Source organism: Ruegeria sp. SAZD011 (genome assembly GCF_059612545.1).
The window spans coordinates 185,838-204,467 of the sequence record NZ_JBXWQU010000014.1; the positions used below are offsets into that span (position 1 = coordinate 185,838).

16 protein-coding genes are annotated in these 18,630 nt (G+C 66.8%); 10 read left to right on the plus strand and 6 right to left on the minus strand.

Annotation, left to right across the window (positions count from 1 at the left end; genetic code table 11):
* Positions 1–36: 36 nt before the first annotated feature.
* Complete coding sequence (locus tag AC2FLM_RS04085) at positions 37–531, plus strand: hypothetical protein (protein ID WP_496855974.1); 495 nt, start codon at positions 37–39, stop codon at positions 529–531.
* Here AC2FLM_RS04085 and AC2FLM_RS04090 read toward each other — a convergent pair.
* From AC2FLM_RS04090 to AC2FLM_RS04100, 3 genes are read right to left on the minus strand one after another with little or no spacing between them, the layout of a single operon-like run.
* The gene (locus tag AC2FLM_RS04090; RefSeq protein WP_496855976.1) at positions 519–875 is read right to left on the minus strand and encodes a DUF1636 family protein; all 357 of its coding nucleotides are present in this window, start codon (positions 873–875) and stop codon (positions 519–521) included. The genes AC2FLM_RS04085 and AC2FLM_RS04090 overlap by 13 nt on opposite strands.
* Before the next feature lie 55 nt (positions 876–930).
* The gene (locus tag AC2FLM_RS04095) at positions 931–1,881 is read right to left on the minus strand and encodes a LysR substrate-binding domain-containing protein (protein WP_496855978.1); all 951 of its coding nucleotides are present in this window, start codon (positions 1,879–1,881) and stop codon (positions 931–933) included.
* A gap of 33 nt (positions 1,882–1,914) precedes the next feature.
* On the minus strand, positions 1,915–2,742 hold the full coding sequence (locus AC2FLM_RS04100; protein ID WP_496855980.1) for an aspartate dehydrogenase: 828 nt from the start codon (positions 2,740–2,742) through the stop codon (positions 1,915–1,917).
* Between the two features lie 113 nt (positions 2,743–2,855).
* Here AC2FLM_RS04100 and AC2FLM_RS04105 point away from each other — a divergent pair, with 113 nt between their 5' ends.
* Together AC2FLM_RS04105 and AC2FLM_RS04110 are read left to right on the plus strand one after the other, a co-directional pair.
* Positions 2,856–4,955, plus strand: a complete 2,100-nt coding sequence (locus AC2FLM_RS04105; protein WP_496855982.1) for a xanthine dehydrogenase family protein molybdopterin-binding subunit — start codon at positions 2,856–2,858, stop codon at positions 4,953–4,955.
* A complete protein-coding gene (locus AC2FLM_RS04110) occupies positions 4,952–5,905 on the plus strand; it encodes a dihydrodipicolinate synthase family protein (protein WP_496855984.1) in 954 nt (317 codons plus the stop codon). Before AC2FLM_RS04105 ends, AC2FLM_RS04110 begins: the two co-directional genes overlap by 4 nt.
* 75 nt (positions 5,906–5,980) lie before the next feature.
* On the opposite strand, the gene AC2FLM_RS04115 is transcribed toward AC2FLM_RS04110, so the two are convergent.
* Positions 5,981–7,531: an acetolactate synthase large subunit gene (locus AC2FLM_RS04115; protein ID WP_496855986.1), complete on the minus strand. Its 1,551-nt coding sequence runs from the start codon at positions 7,529–7,531 to the stop codon at positions 5,981–5,983.
* Positions 7,532–7,659: 128 nt separating this feature from the next.
* Between AC2FLM_RS04115 and AC2FLM_RS04120 the strand changes: the two genes are divergently transcribed.
* The 7 genes from AC2FLM_RS04120 (at position 7,660) to mdoH (ending at position 17,174) form a co-directional block, all read left to right on the plus strand.
* The gene (locus AC2FLM_RS04120) at positions 7,660–8,133 is read left to right on the plus strand and encodes a DUF302 domain-containing protein (protein WP_496855988.1); all 474 of its coding nucleotides are present in this window, start codon (positions 7,660–7,662) and stop codon (positions 8,131–8,133) included.
* 73 nt (positions 8,134–8,206) lie between these two features.
* On the plus strand, positions 8,207–9,826 hold the full coding sequence (locus AC2FLM_RS04125; protein WP_496855990.1) for a thiamine pyrophosphate-binding protein: 1,620 nt from the start codon (positions 8,207–8,209) through the stop codon (positions 9,824–9,826).
* The gene (locus tag AC2FLM_RS04130; protein ID WP_496855992.1) at positions 9,813–11,006 is read left to right on the plus strand and encodes a CaiB/BaiF CoA transferase family protein; all 1,194 of its coding nucleotides are present in this window, start codon (positions 9,813–9,815) and stop codon (positions 11,004–11,006) included. The genes AC2FLM_RS04125 and AC2FLM_RS04130 overlap by 14 nt, the downstream gene beginning before the upstream one ends.
* 176 nt (positions 11,007–11,182) lie before the next feature.
* On the plus strand, positions 11,183–12,553 hold the full coding sequence (locus AC2FLM_RS04135) for a tetratricopeptide repeat protein (protein ID WP_496855994.1): 1,371 nt from the start codon (positions 11,183–11,185) through the stop codon (positions 12,551–12,553).
* A gap of 27 nt (positions 12,554–12,580) precedes the next feature.
* Positions 12,581–13,807, plus strand: a complete 1,227-nt coding sequence (locus AC2FLM_RS04140; RefSeq protein WP_496855996.1) for an OpgC family protein — start codon at positions 12,581–12,583, stop codon at positions 13,805–13,807.
* A complete protein-coding gene (locus AC2FLM_RS04145) occupies positions 13,804–15,303 on the plus strand; it encodes an OpgD/OpgG family glucan biosynthesis protein (RefSeq protein WP_496855998.1) in 1,500 nt (499 codons plus the stop codon). Before AC2FLM_RS04140 ends, AC2FLM_RS04145 begins: the two co-directional genes overlap by 4 nt.
* Positions 15,303–17,174 (plus strand): glucans biosynthesis glucosyltransferase MdoH, encoded by a 1,872-nt coding sequence (mdoH, locus tag AC2FLM_RS04150; protein WP_496856000.1) that lies wholly within the window; start codon positions 15,303–15,305, stop codon positions 17,172–17,174. The genes AC2FLM_RS04145 and mdoH overlap by 1 nt, the downstream gene beginning before the upstream one ends.
* Before the next feature lie 4 nt (positions 17,175–17,178).
* Here mdoH and AC2FLM_RS04155 read toward each other — a convergent pair whose 3' ends face one another.
* Complete coding sequence (locus AC2FLM_RS04155; protein WP_496856002.1) at positions 17,179–17,997, minus strand: CE1 family esterase; 819 nt, start codon at positions 17,995–17,997, stop codon at positions 17,179–17,181.
* Positions 17,994–18,461 (minus strand): rhodanese-like domain-containing protein, encoded by a 468-nt coding sequence (locus AC2FLM_RS04160; protein ID WP_496856321.1) that lies wholly within the window; start codon positions 18,459–18,461, stop codon positions 17,994–17,996. Before AC2FLM_RS04160 ends, AC2FLM_RS04155 begins: the two co-directional genes overlap by 4 nt.
* Positions 18,462–18,630 lie beyond the last annotated feature (169 nt).

Genomic DNA, 18,630 nt, shown 5'->3' on the forward strand with positions numbered 1-18,630 from the left:
CCATCCGGCGGGGTTTTCCTTTGCTAGGAGACTGATATGTCCCGCTCTCTCGCTCTTTTCGCCATCGGCCTTGTCTTTGGTGGCGGCGCCGGTTTCGTCACCGCGGCGGCCTATGGTGTCACCTTTGACGGTCATGATCATGGCGACACGGCCCAGCATGGCGCCCATGACGTGGCACAAGGCGGCCATGACCACGCCCAGGCCACCCATCTGCCCGCTGGCCCCGACGCACCCGGTGTATCCGTGGCACTGACCCGCGATCCGATGTCGGGCTGGAACCTGCATGTAAGCCCGCAGAATTTCCGCTTTGCCCCCGAAAACGCCTCGGCGAGTGACGTGCCGGGCGAAGGCCATGCCCATGTCTATGTCAACGACGTGAAACTGGCCCGGCTTTACAGCGAATGGATGCATATCCCCGACCTGCCCAAAGGCCCGGTCGAGGTGAAGGTCTCGCTGAACGCCAACAGCCACAGCCCGCTGATGGTCGATGGCACCCCGGTCGAGGCCGTGGTCACGGTTCAGGTGGAATAGGCCGGGATCCGCGCCAGAAGGCATTGCCGCAACCGTCCACAGGGGCGGGCATCGGCAATCCAGCCTTCGGGGCTGTCCAGATAGACACGGCAGGTGGCGGCGATATCGTCGGCATCCGCCACCACGTCGAGATCCGAGAACACATAGCTGGCCCGCCCCGGCCCCTGAAGAGCCAGTGCCACCGGGGTGGCGCAGGCGCCGAAACAGGCATGCTCCATCAGCTCCACCCGCCCGCTCAGCCCAGCGCGCTTCAACGCCTCGGCCACGGCGGCCCGCTCGGCCCCTTGGTCACGGTCCCGCTCACCCTGGCAGCTGGAGCAAAGGGAAAGGCGCATGTCGCTCATGGTGTCTCCTTGATCGGTGCGGCAGATGTGGCGCATCGGGTCCGCCGAGGCAAGCTCAACGCGCCATTTGCGCGGCCTCTATCCGCAGCGCATCCAGCACCCCCGCGACCGAGGGCGACAGGCTGGCAGATTTGCGCATCGACACCCCCACCGGCCCGATCGGGATCGGCACCTGCCAGTCGACCCGTGACAGTGTTCCGGCGCTGATATCGTGGCGCGGCACATGCGCGGGCATCACCGCCAGCATGTCCGACCCCACCAACAGGCCCCGATTGGCCAGATACGACACCGATTCCACCGCATAGGGCGGCGCACCACCGCCCAGATCGACAAAGACCTGATCCAGCTGGCGGCGCAGCGTGGTTTCCGCCGGTGGCAGGATCCAGGGGTATTCCATCAGGTCGGTCAGCTCGGGCGCGGCAAGGCGATGCACCGGATGGCCGGTGCGGGCGACACAGATCACCTCTTCGTCGAACAGACGTTCCTGCACGATCTCGGCCCGGTGCCGGTGCATCGGCAAGCGCCCCACCACAAGATCGACATCGCCCGAGCGCAGCGCCGGCATCAGCACCTCGTTGGTGCCCTCGACCAGTTTCACCACCAGCCCGGGCTTCTCGGCCAGAAGCCGGGTCAGCACGCGGGGCAGAAACTCGGCCGAGGCGGCCAGCAGCGTGCCCACCACCACGCGCCCGCCATTGCCCTCGTTCAGATCGTCAAGTTCCTGGGCTGCATGGGAAATCTGCGCCAGGATCAGCTTGCCATGCCGGATCAGCGCCGCCCCGAACACGGTGGGCACCATGCCGCGATTGGTGCGGTCGAACAGCTGCACGTCGAAATCCAGCTCCAGATCCTTGATCAGCTTGGTGGCGGCGGGCTGGGACATGTTCAGCGCCTGCGCCGCATGCAGGATCGAATGCCGCTCGCCCACGGCGACCAGCAGGCGCAGCTGTTTCAGCTTGAGCCGGGTCAACACGCGCTCGACGATGCGGATCTGGGTGCGGTTCATGAGATTCGCGATATCACGAAGCGTGGCTATCGGTCAAAGCGATAGCCGGATCGCCGCGCCGCGCTGTCGCAGCGCCGCCAGCAGGCTGAGGGCGGTCAGCGCCGAGGAGCGCGGATTGCCCGGCAGCGGCAACCCCTCGATCTGAAACCGGAACCGGCCAAAGGCGCCCTCGGCCGCGATCTCGTGGATATTGGCGGCGGCGCCCGGATCAGCGATCAGCTCGGCCCGGGTGGCGTCCAGCCCGGCCCCGGCCAGCGCCACGGCGGCGGCCACGTTGGCGTTTTTCGGATAGGCCTGCGCCGCCGCGCGCGCGGTGCCGGTGAAATGGGTGGCGGGTGCGGTAAGCGTGTCCAGATCCAGCACCTTTTCGGCGCGGCTGCCGCGCCAGCCCTGCGGCGGCTTGCGCCCGGTATAGGTGACCTGCAAGCCCGTCCCCATCGCCGCCGCCGCCAGCGCATCCAGCGCCCCGATCGCCCCCGAGGCCAGGCACAGCCTTGCCCCGCCAGCGCGGGCGGCAGCCTCAAGCTCGGCACAGAACACCGCATCGGCCAATGCACCGACCGAGACGGTCAGCACCTCGACCCCCGCGCCCAGCGCCGCCACCCCATGGGCGCGCAGGCCGGAATGACCGGCGCAATCGACCAGCAGGTCGGGCCGCTCGGACAGGCCCTCCAACACCTGCGCAACCGGCACGCCCAATGCGGTGCGCGCGGCCTGCTCTCGCCCGGCGCGACACAGCGCCCCGGTCAGCCTGACGCCTTCGGGCAGATGCGCCGCCACATGGGCGGCAATGGGCCCGTGCCCGATCAGTGCTATCCTCACCCTGTCCCCCTTTGGCCAACTGCCCCATAGTTTCCACATATCAGCATGATTGTGATATGCCGATTGCGGATAGCAGGATGCAATTTCGCGATTTGTGCCCACCCGGCCGGGCTTGCAGGATCGAGGCACCCGCCACCGCAACCGAGACCCCCGTGACCCGATCCGCACCCTATACCGGACAAGCGCTGCCCCGGCGCGAGGACCCCCGCCTGCTGCGGGGAGAGGGGCAGTATACGGGTGATATCCATCTGCCTGGGGCGCTGCATCTGGCCTTTCTGCGCAGTTCCCATGCCAGTGGACGGCTTGACGCTTGCAACGTGACCGCGGCGCGCGCGATGCCCGGCGTGGCAGCGGTGCTGACCGCCGCCGACCTCGGCGCACTGGGCAGGCTCGAGGTCAACCCGGTGCTGCCGCTTGACCATGCCACGCCCTATCCGATCCTTGCCGGCGACACGGTCTCGGCAGTGGGTCAGCCCATCGCGGCGGTGCTGGCCGAAACACCGGGACAGGCGCTGGACGCAGTCGAGGAGATCTGGGCCGAGATCGAAGAGACCCCCTCCCCACCCTCCGAACTTATGGCCATGCAACATTGGCAAAGCGGCGATCTGGCGGCAGAGTTTGCCCGCGCCGCCCATGTGGTCGCGGTCCGGATCGCGCATCCTCGCCTTGCCCCCAGCCCGATGGAGCCGCGCGCAATCGCCGTCTTGCCCGAGGGCGGCGGCCTGACCGTCTGGCTGTCCACTCAGACACCGCACCGGGCGCGGGCCGACCTGGCCCGTATCCTGTCGCTCAACCCCGAACACCTACGGGTGATCGCCCGCGATGTGGGCGGCGCCTTTGGCATGAAGGCCTCGCTTTACCCCGAGGAGGTGCTGGCAGTCTGGGCCGCGCATCATCTGGGCCGCCCGGTGCGATGGACCGCCACCCGCAGCGAAGAGTTCCTGTCGGCCACCCATGGCCGGGGGCTGACAAGTGAAGGCCAGCTTGCCATTGACGGTGACGGGCGGTTTCTGGCGCTCAAGGCCCGCGTCGAGGCACCGCTGGGCCACTGGCTGCCCAATTCGGCGCTGATCCCGGCCTGGAACGCCGCCCGCATCCTGCCCGGCCCCTATGACATCCCTGCCACCGATCTTGGCACCAGCGCCCGACGCGCCCATACCGCGCCCACCGGCATCTATCGCGGCGCCGGCCGCCCCGAGGCCTGCGCGCTGATGGAGCGTCTGGCCGATGCCGCCGCCCGCGCCACCGGCCTTGATCCCGTCGAGATCCGCCGCCGCAATCTGAACCGCTTGAACGGCCCGCGCGACCTGCCCGCGGGCCGGGTCGAAGGGGCCGATTATGCCACGGCACTCGACCGCTTCCTGACGCTGGCCGATTACCCCGCCTGGCGCGCCCGGCGCGACACCCTGCGCGCCGGCGGCGCATTGGCCGGGATCGGCCTCGGCTTCTATGTCGAACCTTCGGGCAAGGGCTGGGAAAGTGCGCGCGTGACCCTTGAGGCGGGGCGCGCCACCGTGGAATTTGGCGGCAGCAGCCAGGGCCACGGGCGCGAAACCGCGCTGGCCCAGATTGCCGCCGACGCGCTGGAGCTTTCGCCCTCCGATATCACCGTGCTGCATGGCGACACCGCCACCTGCCCGGCGGGCATCGGCGCGCTGGCCAGCCGCAGCACCCCCATCGGCGCCAGCGCCGTGCTCGAGGCCTGCCGCGAGATCATCCGCCGCCGCGACGCGGGCGAAGGTGAACCGATCTCCGCCGACACCGTCTATACCGCCCCGGGCGAGGCCTGGGGTCATGGTTGCTACCTCGCCGCGATCGAGATCGACCGCGACACCGGCGCCCCGCAGCTGACGCATATGGCCTCCCTCGACGATGCCGGGCGGCTGATCAACCCCATGCTGGCCGAGGGGCAGGTGATGGGTGGCTTTGCCCAGGGCCTGGGTGAGGCGATGATGGAGGCGCTGCATTTCGACGAGGGCCAGCTCCTCACTGGCTCGTTCATGGATTACGCGATGCCGCGCGCGGATGACCTGCCATCACTCACCATCCACAAGACCGAAACCCTCGCCACCACCAACGCGCTCGGCGCCAAGGGCATCGGCGAGGCCGGCACCATCGGCGCCCCGGCGGCGATCCTGAACGCCGCGCTGGACGCGCTGGCGCCGCTGGGGGTGACCGATCTGCAAATGCCGCTTACCAGCCTGTCGCTCTGGCAGGCGATCACCGATGCAAGCAAGGAACCCCAGACATGAAATACGCCAAGAGCGAGGCCAAGGACCATGCCCACGAACATATGCGCGGCATCTGGGCCGCCGCCCTCAACCCCTTTGCCGAGGATCTGTCCTTTGACGAGGCCGGTTTTCGCCGCAACATCCGCCACTGGGTCGATGATCTGGGCATCGAGGGCCTCTTCATCTGCGGCAAACAGGGAGAGTTCTTCTCGATGTCGCTGGAAGAGCGCAAGCGCAACCTCGAGGTTGCGGTCGAGGAATGCGCCGGGCGCACGGGCACCATGATGTCGGTCTCGGACCAGAATTTCGACACCGTGCTGGAACTGGCCCGCCATGCCCAGGACGTGGGCGCCGATTACATCGTGGTGCATGCACCCGTGCTGCATTTCGTGCATGACCGCGACGCGCTGCTATTTGAATACTACAAGGCCATCAGCGAGGCGGTCGATATCGGTATCGCCATGTGGAGCCATCCTGACAGCGGTTACCTGATGAGCCCCGAACTATGCGCCCGCATCGCCGATCTGCCCAATGTGGTGGCGATCAAATATTCCGTCCCGCGCGAGATGTATGCCCGCCTGACCGAACTGGCGGGCGACCGGATCCAGGTCTCCACTGCCTCCGAGGAGGAATGGTTCGACAATATCGTGGAACTGGGCTGGCGCCTTTACCTCTGCTCCTCGCCGCCCTACCAGCTGCAAACCGCAAACGACCGGCGCATGCATGACTATACACAACTGGCCTTTGCCGGCCAGATTGACGAGGCACGCGCCATCCGCGACAGCCTCGACCCGGTGCGCCAGGCAATCAAATCCACCAAACCGGGCGGCAAGCCGCAGGCGCATGGCAAATACTGGCAAGAGCTGCTGGGACAGACCGGCGGGCGGGTGCGCTTTCCCATGCAGGAGCTGACCGAGGCGGAAAAATCCGCCACCCGCGCTGCCTTTGAGGCCTGCGGGCTGCGCCTCTGACCCTTCATTTCGCTGAAAATACTCCGGGGGAGTCGCGCAAGGCGCGACGGGGGCAGCGCCCCCTCCCCACCCCCGCTAAAGCAGAACCTCGATCAGGTTTGGCCCCGCCTCGGTAAATCCCCGCTCCAGCGCCTGCGCAAAATCCTCGGCCCGCTCGACCCGGATAGCAGGCACACCAAGGCTTTTCGCCTGCCCGACCCAGTCGATGGCGGGCCGTTCCAGGCTCAGCATGCCCAGCGCGCGCGGGCCGGGGTTCATCACCCCCACGCCCGACAATTCGCCCAGCAGGATGCGATAGCTACGATTGGCCCAGATCACCACGGTGATATCCAGCCCCTCGCGCGCCATGGTCCACAGCGCCTGCGGCATGTACATGGCCGAGCCATCGCCGGTCAGCGTCATCACCTTGCGGTCCGGGCAGGCAATGGCGGCCCCGATAGCGGCGGCCAGGCTGTACCCGATAGAGCCGCCGCAATTGTTGATCCATGTATGCGGCGCGGCGCCCAGCGTGGCGCCGTGAAAGGCGCGGCCGGTGGTCACCGACTCGTCCAGCACGATGGCGCCTTCGGGGATGTGTTGGCCCAGCACGGCGGCAACGCTCTCGGGCGTGTTGGGGCCGCTGACCGACCCCCGCGCGACAGGCGGTGCAACGACCGGCGCGGCAACCGCAGCGCCCACCGCCTGTTCCAAGCCCGTCAATGCGCCATCCAGATCGGCGGCCCAATCGGCCAACGCGATGATCTCGGCCTCGGGATGGGTCAGAACGGCGGGCTTGCCCGGATAAGCGAAAAAGCCGATGGGTGGCCGCGCGCCCAGCAAGACGATGCGCCGAAAGCGCGCCAGCGCCTCCAGCGCCATGTCGATCGGATAGGGCACGCGCGCCACCGGCACCCGACCCGCGCCGCGCTCCATCCGCGCATTGGCCCATTCCGACAGCAGCATGCAGCCGGTCGCCGCCGCGATGCGGCCCGCACGTTCCAGGTTCTCCTCGGTCAGCGCGCCGCCCCCGAGCAGCAGCAGGCTGTCCGGCCCGCTCAGCGCGGCAGCCGCCTGTTCCAGTGTCTCGGCCTCAACCGGCGCGCGGGCAGGCACAGGCAAGGCGGATGCGACCTGCCCGCCCGGGGTCCAGGCAGTATCCGAAGGCAGGATCAGCGTCGCCACCTGTCCCGGTGCGCTGCGCGCCGCCTGCACCGCGCGGGCTGCATCGCGCCCCACATCCGCCGCAGACAGCGACGTCTCGACCCAATGCGACACCGGCCGCGCCAGCCCCTCGATATCCGCGGTCAGCGGCGCGTCCAGTTCCAGATGGCTGGCCGCGTGCTGGCCCACGATATTGACGACGCCCGACCCGGCCTTCTTGGCGTTGTGCAGGTTCGAAATACCGTTGGCCAGTCCCGGCCCCAGATGCAGCAGCGTCGCCGCCGGTTTGCGCGCCATCCGGTAATAGCCATCCGCCGCCCCGGTTGCGACCCCCTCGAACAGCGCCAGCACCGAGCGCATGCCCGGCACCTGATCGAGCGCCGCCACAAAATGCATCTCGGAGGTGCCGGGATTGGTGAAACAGGTATCGACCCCGCTTTGCAGCAGGCTTCGCACCAGGCTTTCGGCGCCGTTCATTTCGCTCATCACCCTCACTCCTCGCAATTGGGGCGAGCCTAGGCGGCGCGCGGCGTCACGTAAACGGTGCACGATATCGTGAGCAGCGGGGAGCGCCGAAATCTGGCATCAAGGGTCCAGCAAAGGAGAGACCCGCCATGCGCCTTGCCATCCTCGCCCTGATCGCCTGCCTTGCCCTGCCTGCACTGGCGGGCGACCTGAGCCCGCGCCCGGGCTGGGCGGTGCACGCCACGGCCAAGACCCATGCGCAACTGGTCGAGGATACCCGTACCGCGATCACCGCAAACGGGTTGGGCATCGTTACCCAGGCAGGCCCGACCGAGGCCGCCGCGAGGCGCGGCATCACCATTCCCGGCAACCGGGTCATTGGCGCCTTCAACAACGATTTCGCTGTGCGGATACTGGCGCTGTCCACCGCCGCGATGATCGAGGCACCGATCCGTTTCTACGTCACCGAAAATACCGATGGCACCGCGACACTGGGCTACAAACTGCCCTCGCAGGTCTTTGCCCCCTATCTGGACGAGGGTGGCGATGAACTGGCCACTATTGTCGCCGAGTTGGACGCGCGGTTTGCGGCCGTGGCGGCGCAGGCAATCACCTCACAGTGACGTGACCCCCCTTGCCTTCGGGCGCAGGCTCCGCAATCTCGGCCAGAACCCATGCCAGTAACGGAGCCCCACCATGTCAGACCCCCTTCCCCGCGCCGCCGACCTGCTGGCCCGGCGGCTGTACGAGGCGGGCTGCCGCCATGCCTTTGGCATGCCCGGCGGCGAGGTGCTGACGCTGGTCGATGCGTTGGACAAGGCCGGGATCGCCTTTCACCTGGCCAAGCATGAGAATGCCGCAGGTTTCATGGCCGAGGCGGTGCATCATCGCGACGGCGCGCCCGCGATCCTGCTGGCGACGCTGGGGCCGGGGGCGATGAACGGGGTCAATGTGGTGGCCAATGCGTTGCAGGACCGGGTGCCGATGATCGTGCTCACCGGCTGTGTCGATGCCGACGAGGCGCTGACCTATACCCATCAGGTGATGGACCATGCCCAGGTGTTCCGCCCGATCACCAAGGGCAGTTTCCGCCTGACCGCCGAAGGCTCGGATATCATCGCCGACAAGGCGGTGTCGCTGGCAATGCAGCCCCGGCCCGGCCCGGTTCACATCGACGTGCCGATCGGCGTGGCCGATACCCCGGTACGCGAGACAAGGCGGCGGCGGCTGAGCCCGGCGGCCCCGGTGGCGCCCGGAGGCACCTGTCTGGAGACCGCCCGTCGCTGGGTCGCCGAGGCACGGCGCCCGCTGGCGGTGATCGGCCTCGACGTGCTGGCGGACAACTCGAAATGTGTCCTGCAAGCCTTTCTGGAACATTTCGAAATTCCCTTTGTAACCACCTACAAGGCCAAGGGTATCCTGCCCGAGGATCACCGCCTGTGCCTCGGCGGCGCGGGCCTGTCGCCGCTGGCCGACAGCCACCTGCTGCCGCTGGTGCAGGCCGCCGATCTGATCCTGTGCCTGGGCTATGACCCGATCGAGATGCGCCCCGGCTGGCGCGAGGTCTGGGACCCCGAAAACCAGCGGGTGATCGACATCTCGGCGGTGGTCAACGACCACTACATGCATCAGGCCGGGATCAACATCGTTGCCGATACCGGCGCCACGCTGGAGGCCATCGCCAAGGGGACGACCGGGCATGCCACCTGGCCCGCGGGCGAACCGCAGGCGGCCCGCGCCGCGCTGGCCCGCGCCTTTCCGCAGGACGAGGTCTGGGGCCCCGCCGCCATCATCGCCGAGACCCGCGCCGCCCTGCCTGCCGGCACGCTCGCCACCGCCGACAGCGGCGCCCATCGCATCCTGCTGAGCCAGATGTGGCGCTGTGACGAGCCGCGCGGGCTGATCCAGTCCTCGGGCCTGTGCACCATGGGTTGCGCCCTGCCGATGGCGATTGGCCTCAAGCTGGCCGCGCCCGACCGCCCGGTGATCAGCTTCTCGGGCGATGCCGGGTTCCTGATGGTCGCCGGAGAACTGTCGACCGCCGCCGAGATGGGCGGCAACCCGATCTTTCTGGTCTTTGTCGATGCCAGCCTGTCGCTGATCGAGCTGAAACAACGCGGCCGCCAGTTGCCCAATCGGGGCGTCGATTTCGGGCATCACGACTTTGCCGCCATCGGTCGCGCCTTTGGCGGGCATGGACACACCGTGCGCTCGCGGGCAGAGTTGCGCGCGGCGCTGGAGGCGGCGCAGGCAGCGGACCGCTTCACGGTGATCGCCGCCGAAATTGCACGAGGGGATTACGATGGCCGGATCTGAACAACCCAAAGGGCCGCTCGACGGGGTGCGCGTGCTGGACCTCAGCCGCATTCTGGCGGGACCGACCTGTACCCAGCTGTTGGGTGATCTGGGCGCCAATGTGATCAAGATCGAGAACCCCGGCTCGGGCGGTGACGACACCCGCCAATGGGGGCCGCCCTATGTGACTGATGCGGATGGCAATCCGAGCGATTTGAGTGCCTATTTCATGGCTGCCAACCGCAACAAGAAATCGGTGGCGCTGGATATCTCGACGCCCGAGGGGCAGGCACAAATCCGGCGTCTGGCAGCACATGCCGATATCCTGATCGAGAATTTCAAACCCGGCGGGCTGGCCAAATACGGGCTGGATTACGCGAGCCTCGGCCCGGAATTTCCGGGCCTTGTCTATTGCTCGATCTCGGGCTTTGGCCAGACCGGCCCCAACGCCTCGAAACCCGGTTATGACCTTATGGCCCAAGGGTTTGGCGGCGTGATGTCCCTGACAGGAGAGCCCGAGGGCGCCCCGATGAAGGTGGGCGTGGGCATCGCCGACGTGATGTGCGGCATGTATGCGACCGTGGGGATCCTCGCCGCGCTGCATCACCGCCAGCGCACCGGCGAGGGCCAGCATATCGACCTGGCGCTGGTCGATGCGCAAGTGGCCTGGATGATAAACGAGGGCGTCAACTATCTGACCAGCGGCGCCCTGCCCCAGCGGCGGGGCAATTCCCATCCCAACATCATGCCCTATGACGTCTACGCCACCAGCGACGGTCATGTGGTGCTGGCGGTGGGCAATGACAGCCAGTTCCGCCGCTTCTGCGGCTTTCTCGGCCTTGGCGCGCTGGCGGACAACCCGCGCTTTGCCACCAACCAGGCGCGGTTGCAAAACCGCGCCGAACTGGATGCGCTGCTGCGTCCGGCGCTGGCGGCGCGCAGCATGGCCGAGGTGATTGCCGGGCTCGAGGCGCTCAAGGTCACGGTGGGGCCGGTCCAGACCATCGACAAGGTCTTTGCCAGCGATCAGGTCGCGGCCCGGCAGATGCAGATCGACATGGAGGCCGAGCCCGGCCCGGTGCACCTGATCGGCAATCCGCTGAAACTGTCGCGGACCCCTGTCACCTATCGCAGGGCGCCGCCGCGCTGCGGGCAGGACACCGAATCCGTACTCTCCTCGGACGATCCGTTCGCAGACTGAAACATCGCCTGTCCCTGGGCGGCAAATTGCTGAAACAACAGGGGCATTCGGCGGCTTTTCCCCCATTTTCCGCACACGCGCTTTCACCAATTCGCGAGCGGCGTCGATCCTGATACGGGGCTCCAATAGACTTGGCAAAGGCGCGAACTGCCCCCTTTGCAAGGAACGGACCCGGTATGAGAGACGATGTTTTTGGACAGACCAACAGCCTGACCCGCGCGGACAGCGCCGAGGCGTGGGACGGCGTTCTGCTGGGCTTCATGGCCCATGCGGCAGTAACCCCGCAGCACCTGGCGCGGGTGTTGGAACTGGAACCCGATTTTGCCCTGGGCCATGCCATCAAGGGCCTGTTCATGCTGCTATTGGGCCGGCGCGAGATGACGCCGGTCGCGGTCGACGCGATGGCCGCCGCCCAGCGCGCGGCCGATGCGCACCCGGTAACGCCGCGCGAGGCGCATTACCTGGCCGCGCTGCGCCATTGGCTGGCAGGCAGCCCCAGCCGCGCGGTTCAGGAATTCGAAGCGGTGCTGCGCACCCATCCCGAGGATACGCTGGCGATGAAGCTCAGCCATGCCACCCGGTTCGTGCTGGGCGATCCCGACGGAATGCGTCGCTCGATCGAGCGGGTGATGCCTGCCTATGCCCCCGATCACGCCGGGCGCGGATACCTGCTGGGTTGCCATGCTTTCGCGCTGGAGGAAACCGGCGCTTACGACAAGGCAGAGATCGCCGGGCGGCAGGCGCTTTGGATGGTTTCGGACGATGCCTGGGGCCTGCATGCGGTGGCGCATGTCCATGAAATGAAAGGACAATCCGAACAAGGCCTGGAATGGTTGGCCGGGCGCGAGTCGGCCTGGTCCCATTGCAACAATTTTCGTTACCACGTCTGGTGGCACAAGGCGCTTATGCATCTGGACCAAGGCCAGATTGATCAGGTATTCGATCTCTACGATTCAGCGATTCGCAAGGATAAGACAGACGACTATCGGGACATATCGAACGCCACCTCGCTGCTGTCGCGGCTCGAGCTCGAAGGCGTAAATGTCGGAGACCGCTGGGAAGAACTGGCAAATCTGAGTGCCGCGCGCACCGAGGATGGATGCCTGATCTTCGCAGACCTGCATTACCTGCTGGCCCTGACCGGGGATACCCGAGAAGACGCCATCTCGCGAATGCTGCACCGGATCAAACGCGATGCAGACATGGCCCAGTGCGACACCACGCGCCGCATGGCCGACCCCGGACTGGCCGCAGCACAAGGGCTCGAAGCCTTTGGCGAGGGGCAGTATGGCCAAGCCTTCGACCACCTGCTGGCCGCGCGCGGCAGCATGCAGCTGGCCGGTGGCAGTCACGCCCAGCGCGACGTTTTCGAACGCATCACCATCGACGCGGGCCTGCGGGCGGGGCGTCTGGACGCAGTCGAGCGGGTGCTGGACGATCGTCGCGCCAAGCGCGGCGGTCACGAAGATACCTATGCCCTCGCCCGCCGGGCCTTGATCGAGGCGGGCCGCGACGACCGCGATTTTCACAGCGTTCCCGCGGAATGACGAGTGACACAGAAGGACCAAGGACGTATGGCGACGATTTCGCCCGCCTCTGATTTCGCCCCCACAGCCGCGGCGCCCCGCGCTGCGGCCACGGCTGCCAGAACCCGCGATCTGCGGCTGGATTTCTTTCGCGGTATCGCGATGTTCATCATCCTGGTGGCGCATATCCCCTTCAACCCCTGGGCCGGCTGGATCCCGGCGCGGTTCGGCTTTTCCGACGCGACCGAGATCTTTGTCTTCTGCTCGGGCATGGCCTCGGCCATCGCCTTTGGCGGCGCCTTTCTGAAACGGGGCTGGTGGATGGGCACCGCCCGCATCGCGTTCCGGGTCTGGCAGGTCTATTGGGCCCATATCGGCCTGTTCTTCTTCACCGCCATGTGCATGGCGGCGCTGGACCTCTCGGGACTGTTTCAAAAGAGCTATGTAGACGGGCTGAACCTTCAGCATTTCTTTGGCGATCCGATGCCGCAGATCGTGGGCTTGTTTACGCTCGCCTACGTCCCCAACTACTTCGACATTCTGCCGATGTATCTGGTGGTTCTGGCAATGATGCCGCTGATGATGGGACTCAGACAGGTTGGGTTCTGGGCGATGGCGCTGGCCTCGGTGCTGATTTGGGCGGTGGCCCAGACAGGTGCGCTGGCGCTGCCGGCGGAACCCTGGTCCGAGCGGCAATGGTTCTTCAACCCGTTCGGCTGGCAGTTGCTGTTCTTTACCGGCTTTGCCTTCATGCGCGGCTGGATCCCGGCGCCGCCCGTCCACAAGGCGCTGATCTGGGCGGCGGCGCTGTTCGTGGTGCTGTCGGCCCCGTTCGGCTCGTGGAAGGTGTTTCTGTGGGTCGATGCCTGGAACCCCACCGTCAGCGAGCCGATCCGCGAGACCTGGAAAGTGACCGGAGAGCTGCGCGACAAGACCGATTTCGCGCTGCTGCGCTATGTGCATTTCCTGTCGCTGGCCTATCTGGGTTGGGTCGTGGCAGGCGACAAGGGCGCGCGGTTGCTGCCGCAGGGCACTGGCGGGCTGGCGCGTCTCTGGCAGATCGTTCTGAACGTCATCCTCAAGGTCGGTCAGCAATCGCTGGCGGTCTTCGTCTTCTCGATGGCCGCGGCCCGCCTCCTTGGTGTGCTGCTGGATCTGGGCGGGCGCGACCCCGCCACCGTTCTTGCCGTCAACCTGTTCGGCTTCGCCCTGATTGCAGCGGTCGCCTATGGCGCCGCCTGGTTCAAATCGCATCCCTGGAAATCCCGCACATGATGCTGTCTCGCCGTTTCTTTCTGGCCTCTGTCTCCTCTCTGGCGCTGGTGCCGCGCGCCTTTGCCGCTGCACCTGCCGAGCCTTTCGAGCGCGCGATGGTGACCGCCATGGCGCGCGATCTGGCATCGCGCGCCTACGCGCCGCGCCCCAGCGTGCCCGAGCCATGGCAGGCGCTGACCTATGAGCAATACCGCTCGATCCGGTTCCGCATCGACCACGGGCTCTGGGCCGGGACCGAGACCCCGTTCAGCGTCGATTTCTTCGCGCCCGGTCTCTATTTTCCGCGCGCCGTTCAGGTCGAGGCGGTCGAGAGCGGCATGACCCGCCCGGTGGCCTTTGAAATGGACATGTTCGACACCGGACCCGAGGTGCCGCCGCTGCCTGCCGACGAGGCACTGGGCTTCTCGGGCCTGCGTCTGCGTACCGAGATGCACCGCCCCGGCGAGACCGATGAATTCTGTGTCTTTCAGGGGGCCAGCTATTTTCGAGCCATCGGCCTGGGCGAGGCCTATGGCCTGTCGGCGCGCGGTCTCGCGCTCAAGACCGGCGATCCGGTTGGCGAGGAATTTCCCGATTTCATCCGCTTCTGGCTGGAACGCCCTGAACCGGGCCAACGCACCATGGTCGTGCATGCGCTGATGGACAGCCCCTCGGTCACCGGCGCCTATCGGTTCGAGGTCACCGCCGGCGAGGATACCGTGATGGAGGTCGAGGCGACGCTGTTTGCCCGCGAGGACATGGACCATGTGGGCCTCGGCCCGCTCACCTCGATGTTCCTTTACGACGCCACCGACCGCACCCGTTTCGACGATTTCCGCCCTGCCGTGCATGACAGCAACGGTTTGATGATCCGCAATGGCGCGGGCGAGGTGATCTGGCGACCGCTGGCCAATCCGCGCGCATTGCAGATCTCGTCGTTTGTCGACGAGAACCCGCGTGGCTTCGGCTTGATGCAGCGCGCACGCGACTTTGCCGATTTTGCCGATCTCGAGGCGCATTACCACCGCCGCCCCGGCCTGTGGGTCAAACCGCATGGCGATTGGGGCAAGGGCGCCGTGACCCTGGTCGAGATCCCCGCCGATCAGGAGATCTATGACAATATCGTCGCCTATTGGCGCCCCGCGACCCCCTATGCCGCCGGCAGCGAGATTTCGCTGGCCTATCGCCTGACCTGGGGCGAGGAACCGCACCGCACGCCGCTGCCGCGGGTGATCCGCACCGCCATGGGCGAAAAGACCTTTGGCGAGGGGCGGCTGGTCGTCATCGACTTCGAAGCCAGCCCGCTGTTCGACGATACCGAGGCGCTGGAACCGATCGTGCAATCGCCCCATGCCCAGATCGCCCCGCCGGTCCTGCAACGCAACCCCGACACCGGTGGCATGCGACTGGCGTTTTCCTTTGTTCCGGGCGAGGTCCCGCTGGTCGAATTGCGTGCCCAGCTGCGTCACGACAAGGAACCGGCCTCCGAAGTCTGGCTTTACAGGTGGACCGCGTGATGCGCGACGATCTTCATATCATGCCGCCCCGCGCGCCGCTCGACATGCACGCGCAGGATTTCAGCGCCGGGTTCCGCGACGCGCAGGCCCCATCGGACACCGCGCCGCAGGACGTGGCACTGTGGCGGGTGCTGGCCTTCTCGCCCGCCATGGCAGCGACGCTGGCGCTGGTCTGGCTGATGGGCGACTGGTTCTCGGACAGCGGCATCTCGGTAATCGAGCTGGTGCTGCTGGCTCTGATCTCGTTCAACTTCTTCTGGATCGCCTTTGCGGTCAGCACCGTCCTTCTGGGCATGCTGTCGCTGTCGCGCCAACCCGCCCGGACACGCGCGGGCCGGGCCGGGCCGCTGAAGGTGGCGTTGCTGATGCCGGTCTATAACGAAGTGCCCTGGTATGTCCTGGGCAATGCCCGCACCATGCTGGAAGAACTCAAGGCGCGCGGCGGCCAGCATCAATACGCCATGTTCATCCTGTCCGACACCCGCGACGACGCCATTGCCGCGCAGGAACAGGCCAGTGTCGAGGCTCTGCGCACCACGCTGGCGCCGGATCTGGCGCTCTACTATCGGCGCCGGGTGGAAAACACCGACCGCAAGGTCGGTAATATCGCCGATTGGGTCGCCGGCTGGGGCGCCGACTGGGACGCGATGCTGGTGCTGGATGCCGACAGCCTGATGACCGGTCGCGCCATCGTCCGGCTGACCGACGCGCTGGCGCGTGACCCCGGCGCCGGGCTGATCCAGAGCTTTCCGCAACTGATTGGCGCACAATCTGTTTTTGCCCGGATGCAGCAATTCGCCAATGGCGTCTATGGCGCCGCCTTTGCCGAGGGCATGGCCCGCTGGTGCGGGCAGGAAGGCAATTATTGGGGCCATAACGCGATCATCCGTACCGCCGCATTCGCCAATTGCGCGGGCCTGCCCAAGCTGCGCTCGCTCTCGGGACGGGAAAAGCTGATCATGAGCCACGATTTCGTCGAGGCCGGACTGTTGCGCCGGGCCGGCTGGTCGGTGCGCTTCCTGCCGCGTATCCGGGGTTCCTACGAGGAAACCCCGCCCACCCTGATCGACCACGTGCTGCGCGACCGCCGCTGGTGCCAGGGCAACCTGCAACACCTGAACCTGCTGACCGCGCGCGGCTTTCGCTCGGTCTCGCGCTTTCACATGTTCCATGGCGCGATCGGATATCTGATGTCGCCGATCTGGTTTGCTCTGTTGGTGATGTGGGCACTGATCGGGCATGGGCAGGACGGATCGGTGCTGCATTATTTCAGCCCGGACAACCCCCTGTTCCCGCAATGGCCCGAGATGACCGAGGGCCGGCATGTGCTGATCATCGTGGTGATGTATGCGATGCTGCTCTTGCCCAAACTTCTGGGCGTCGTGGCGCTGCCGCTGAGTGGCGCGCATTACTCGGATTTCGGCGGCGCGGGCCGCTTCCTGCTGTCCTTCGTCTCCGAGGTGGTGCTGTCTATCCTCTATGCGCCGATCCTGATGGTACAGCAGATGATCGCGGTGTTTCGCACCTTTCTGGGCATCCAGAAGGGTTGGTCACCGCAGGCCCGCGACGGCGGCACCTATGGGCTGGCCACGCTGGTCAAATGCCATGCGCTGGAAACGCTGAGCGGCTTGGCGCTGGGTACCGGCATCGCGCTGGGTCTGGTCTCGGTCTGGCTGGCACCCATCGCGCTCAGCCTGGCGCTGGCGGTGCCGCTTTCGGCGCTGTCAGGCGTGACGGCGGGCACCGCGCGGCGCCTGATCGGTATGCGCGAGGAGTTCCGCGAGCCCGCAATCACCCGCCGTGCCCACGTTTACCGGACCGAGCTGAAAACGCTCCTGGAACGCGGCAGCCGCGCCCATCCGGCCGAGTGACGGGTCAGGGCGCGGGCAGCGCCTCGACCCAGTCGGCCATCATGTCGGCCCAGCCTTCGGGCACCGTATGACCGCCGGGAAACAGCGCGAATTCCAGCGAGCCACCGCTGCAACCCTGCCAGCGGCGGCGCAGAAAGGGGCCGGTGCTGGAAAAGCCGTCCGGCTTGTGCTCGACGCAACCATTGGTCTCGCGCCAAAGCTCCAGCCCGGCAAAGATATCACCCTGCTGGAACCGGCCACTTCCCAGGAACCGCCCTTCGAGCGGCACCACCGGATCGGCCCAGCCATGGGTCTGGAACAGGTGCACCGGACCGGCACAGCTGTCGGGCTGCGGTCGCCAGAACCCGCCCGAGACCGGCACATAGGCTCGATAGGCCCCGGGCGTGGCGCAGGCCAGATAGGTCACCATGAAGGCGCCCGCCGAAAACCCGCCCAGCACCGCCCGCTCGGCATCCAGCCCGAAGCGCGCGCTGGCATCGGCCAGAACCTGGGCCAGAAAGGCGGTCTCGTCCCGTCCCTCCCATCCGGGAAAGAAGGTCCAGCTGCGCGGGCGACCCGGCGCGCGGGACTGGCCATCAGGCGCGATCACCGCCCAGCCGCGCGCCAGCAAGGGCGCCACCAGCCGCGCATTGCGCAGGGTCGCCGCGCCCTCGCCGCCATGACCGTGCAAGAAGATCAGGACCGGCGGGTTCTCAACCTCGGGCAGGGCGATGTGATAGGTGCCGTCTGAGGTCTCGCAGGGGGCCGCGTCGCCTGCACAGCCTGCCAAGGCTCCCTGCCCCCAGAAACCGGCCAGCAGCGCCAGAACAGCCGCGCGCCTCATTCCAGTGCCTCGGCATGGGCCACGACCGGCAGTCCAGCGCGCAGCCAGCCCGGCCCCGCGCGCGAGCCCAGCATCCCCTCGGGCACGTCGATGATGCCGGTGAATCCGGCCTGCGCCAGCCGGTTGGCCAGCCGTGCCGAGCGCACCCCGCGCGCGCAGATAAGGGCAATCGGTCGCCCCCGGTCTCCACCCGCCAGTTCATCAAGCGCCGCCACGAAATCCTCGCGCCGCATGTCAAGCGGTTGTGCCCCGGCGCCGATCCCGGTCGAGGCCCATTCATCGGGACGACGGATATCGACCAGCAGCACCTTGCCCGCGATGGCCCGCGCATGTGCCTCTTCCACGCTTAGGTCACCTCCCGCGAAATCCTCGGGCGTCAGCAGGTATTCCCGGACGGCAAATCCGGTCAGCGCAGCGGCGCCCAGCACCAGTACGGCCCGGCGACCGAGCCGGTGGGCAAGCATGGTGGATGCGGTCAAAGCAGCGTCCTTTCTGTCGAATTCGCCTGTTTCTAACACGGACGGGCCCCTGCCGCGCGCCTGGATTGGCACCTGAATGATCAAGAAAACGTCAGTCCGGAATACATGAAACACTCTGTCGCGCCGAAACTTCGGGCTTTGCATCCTTGCAATA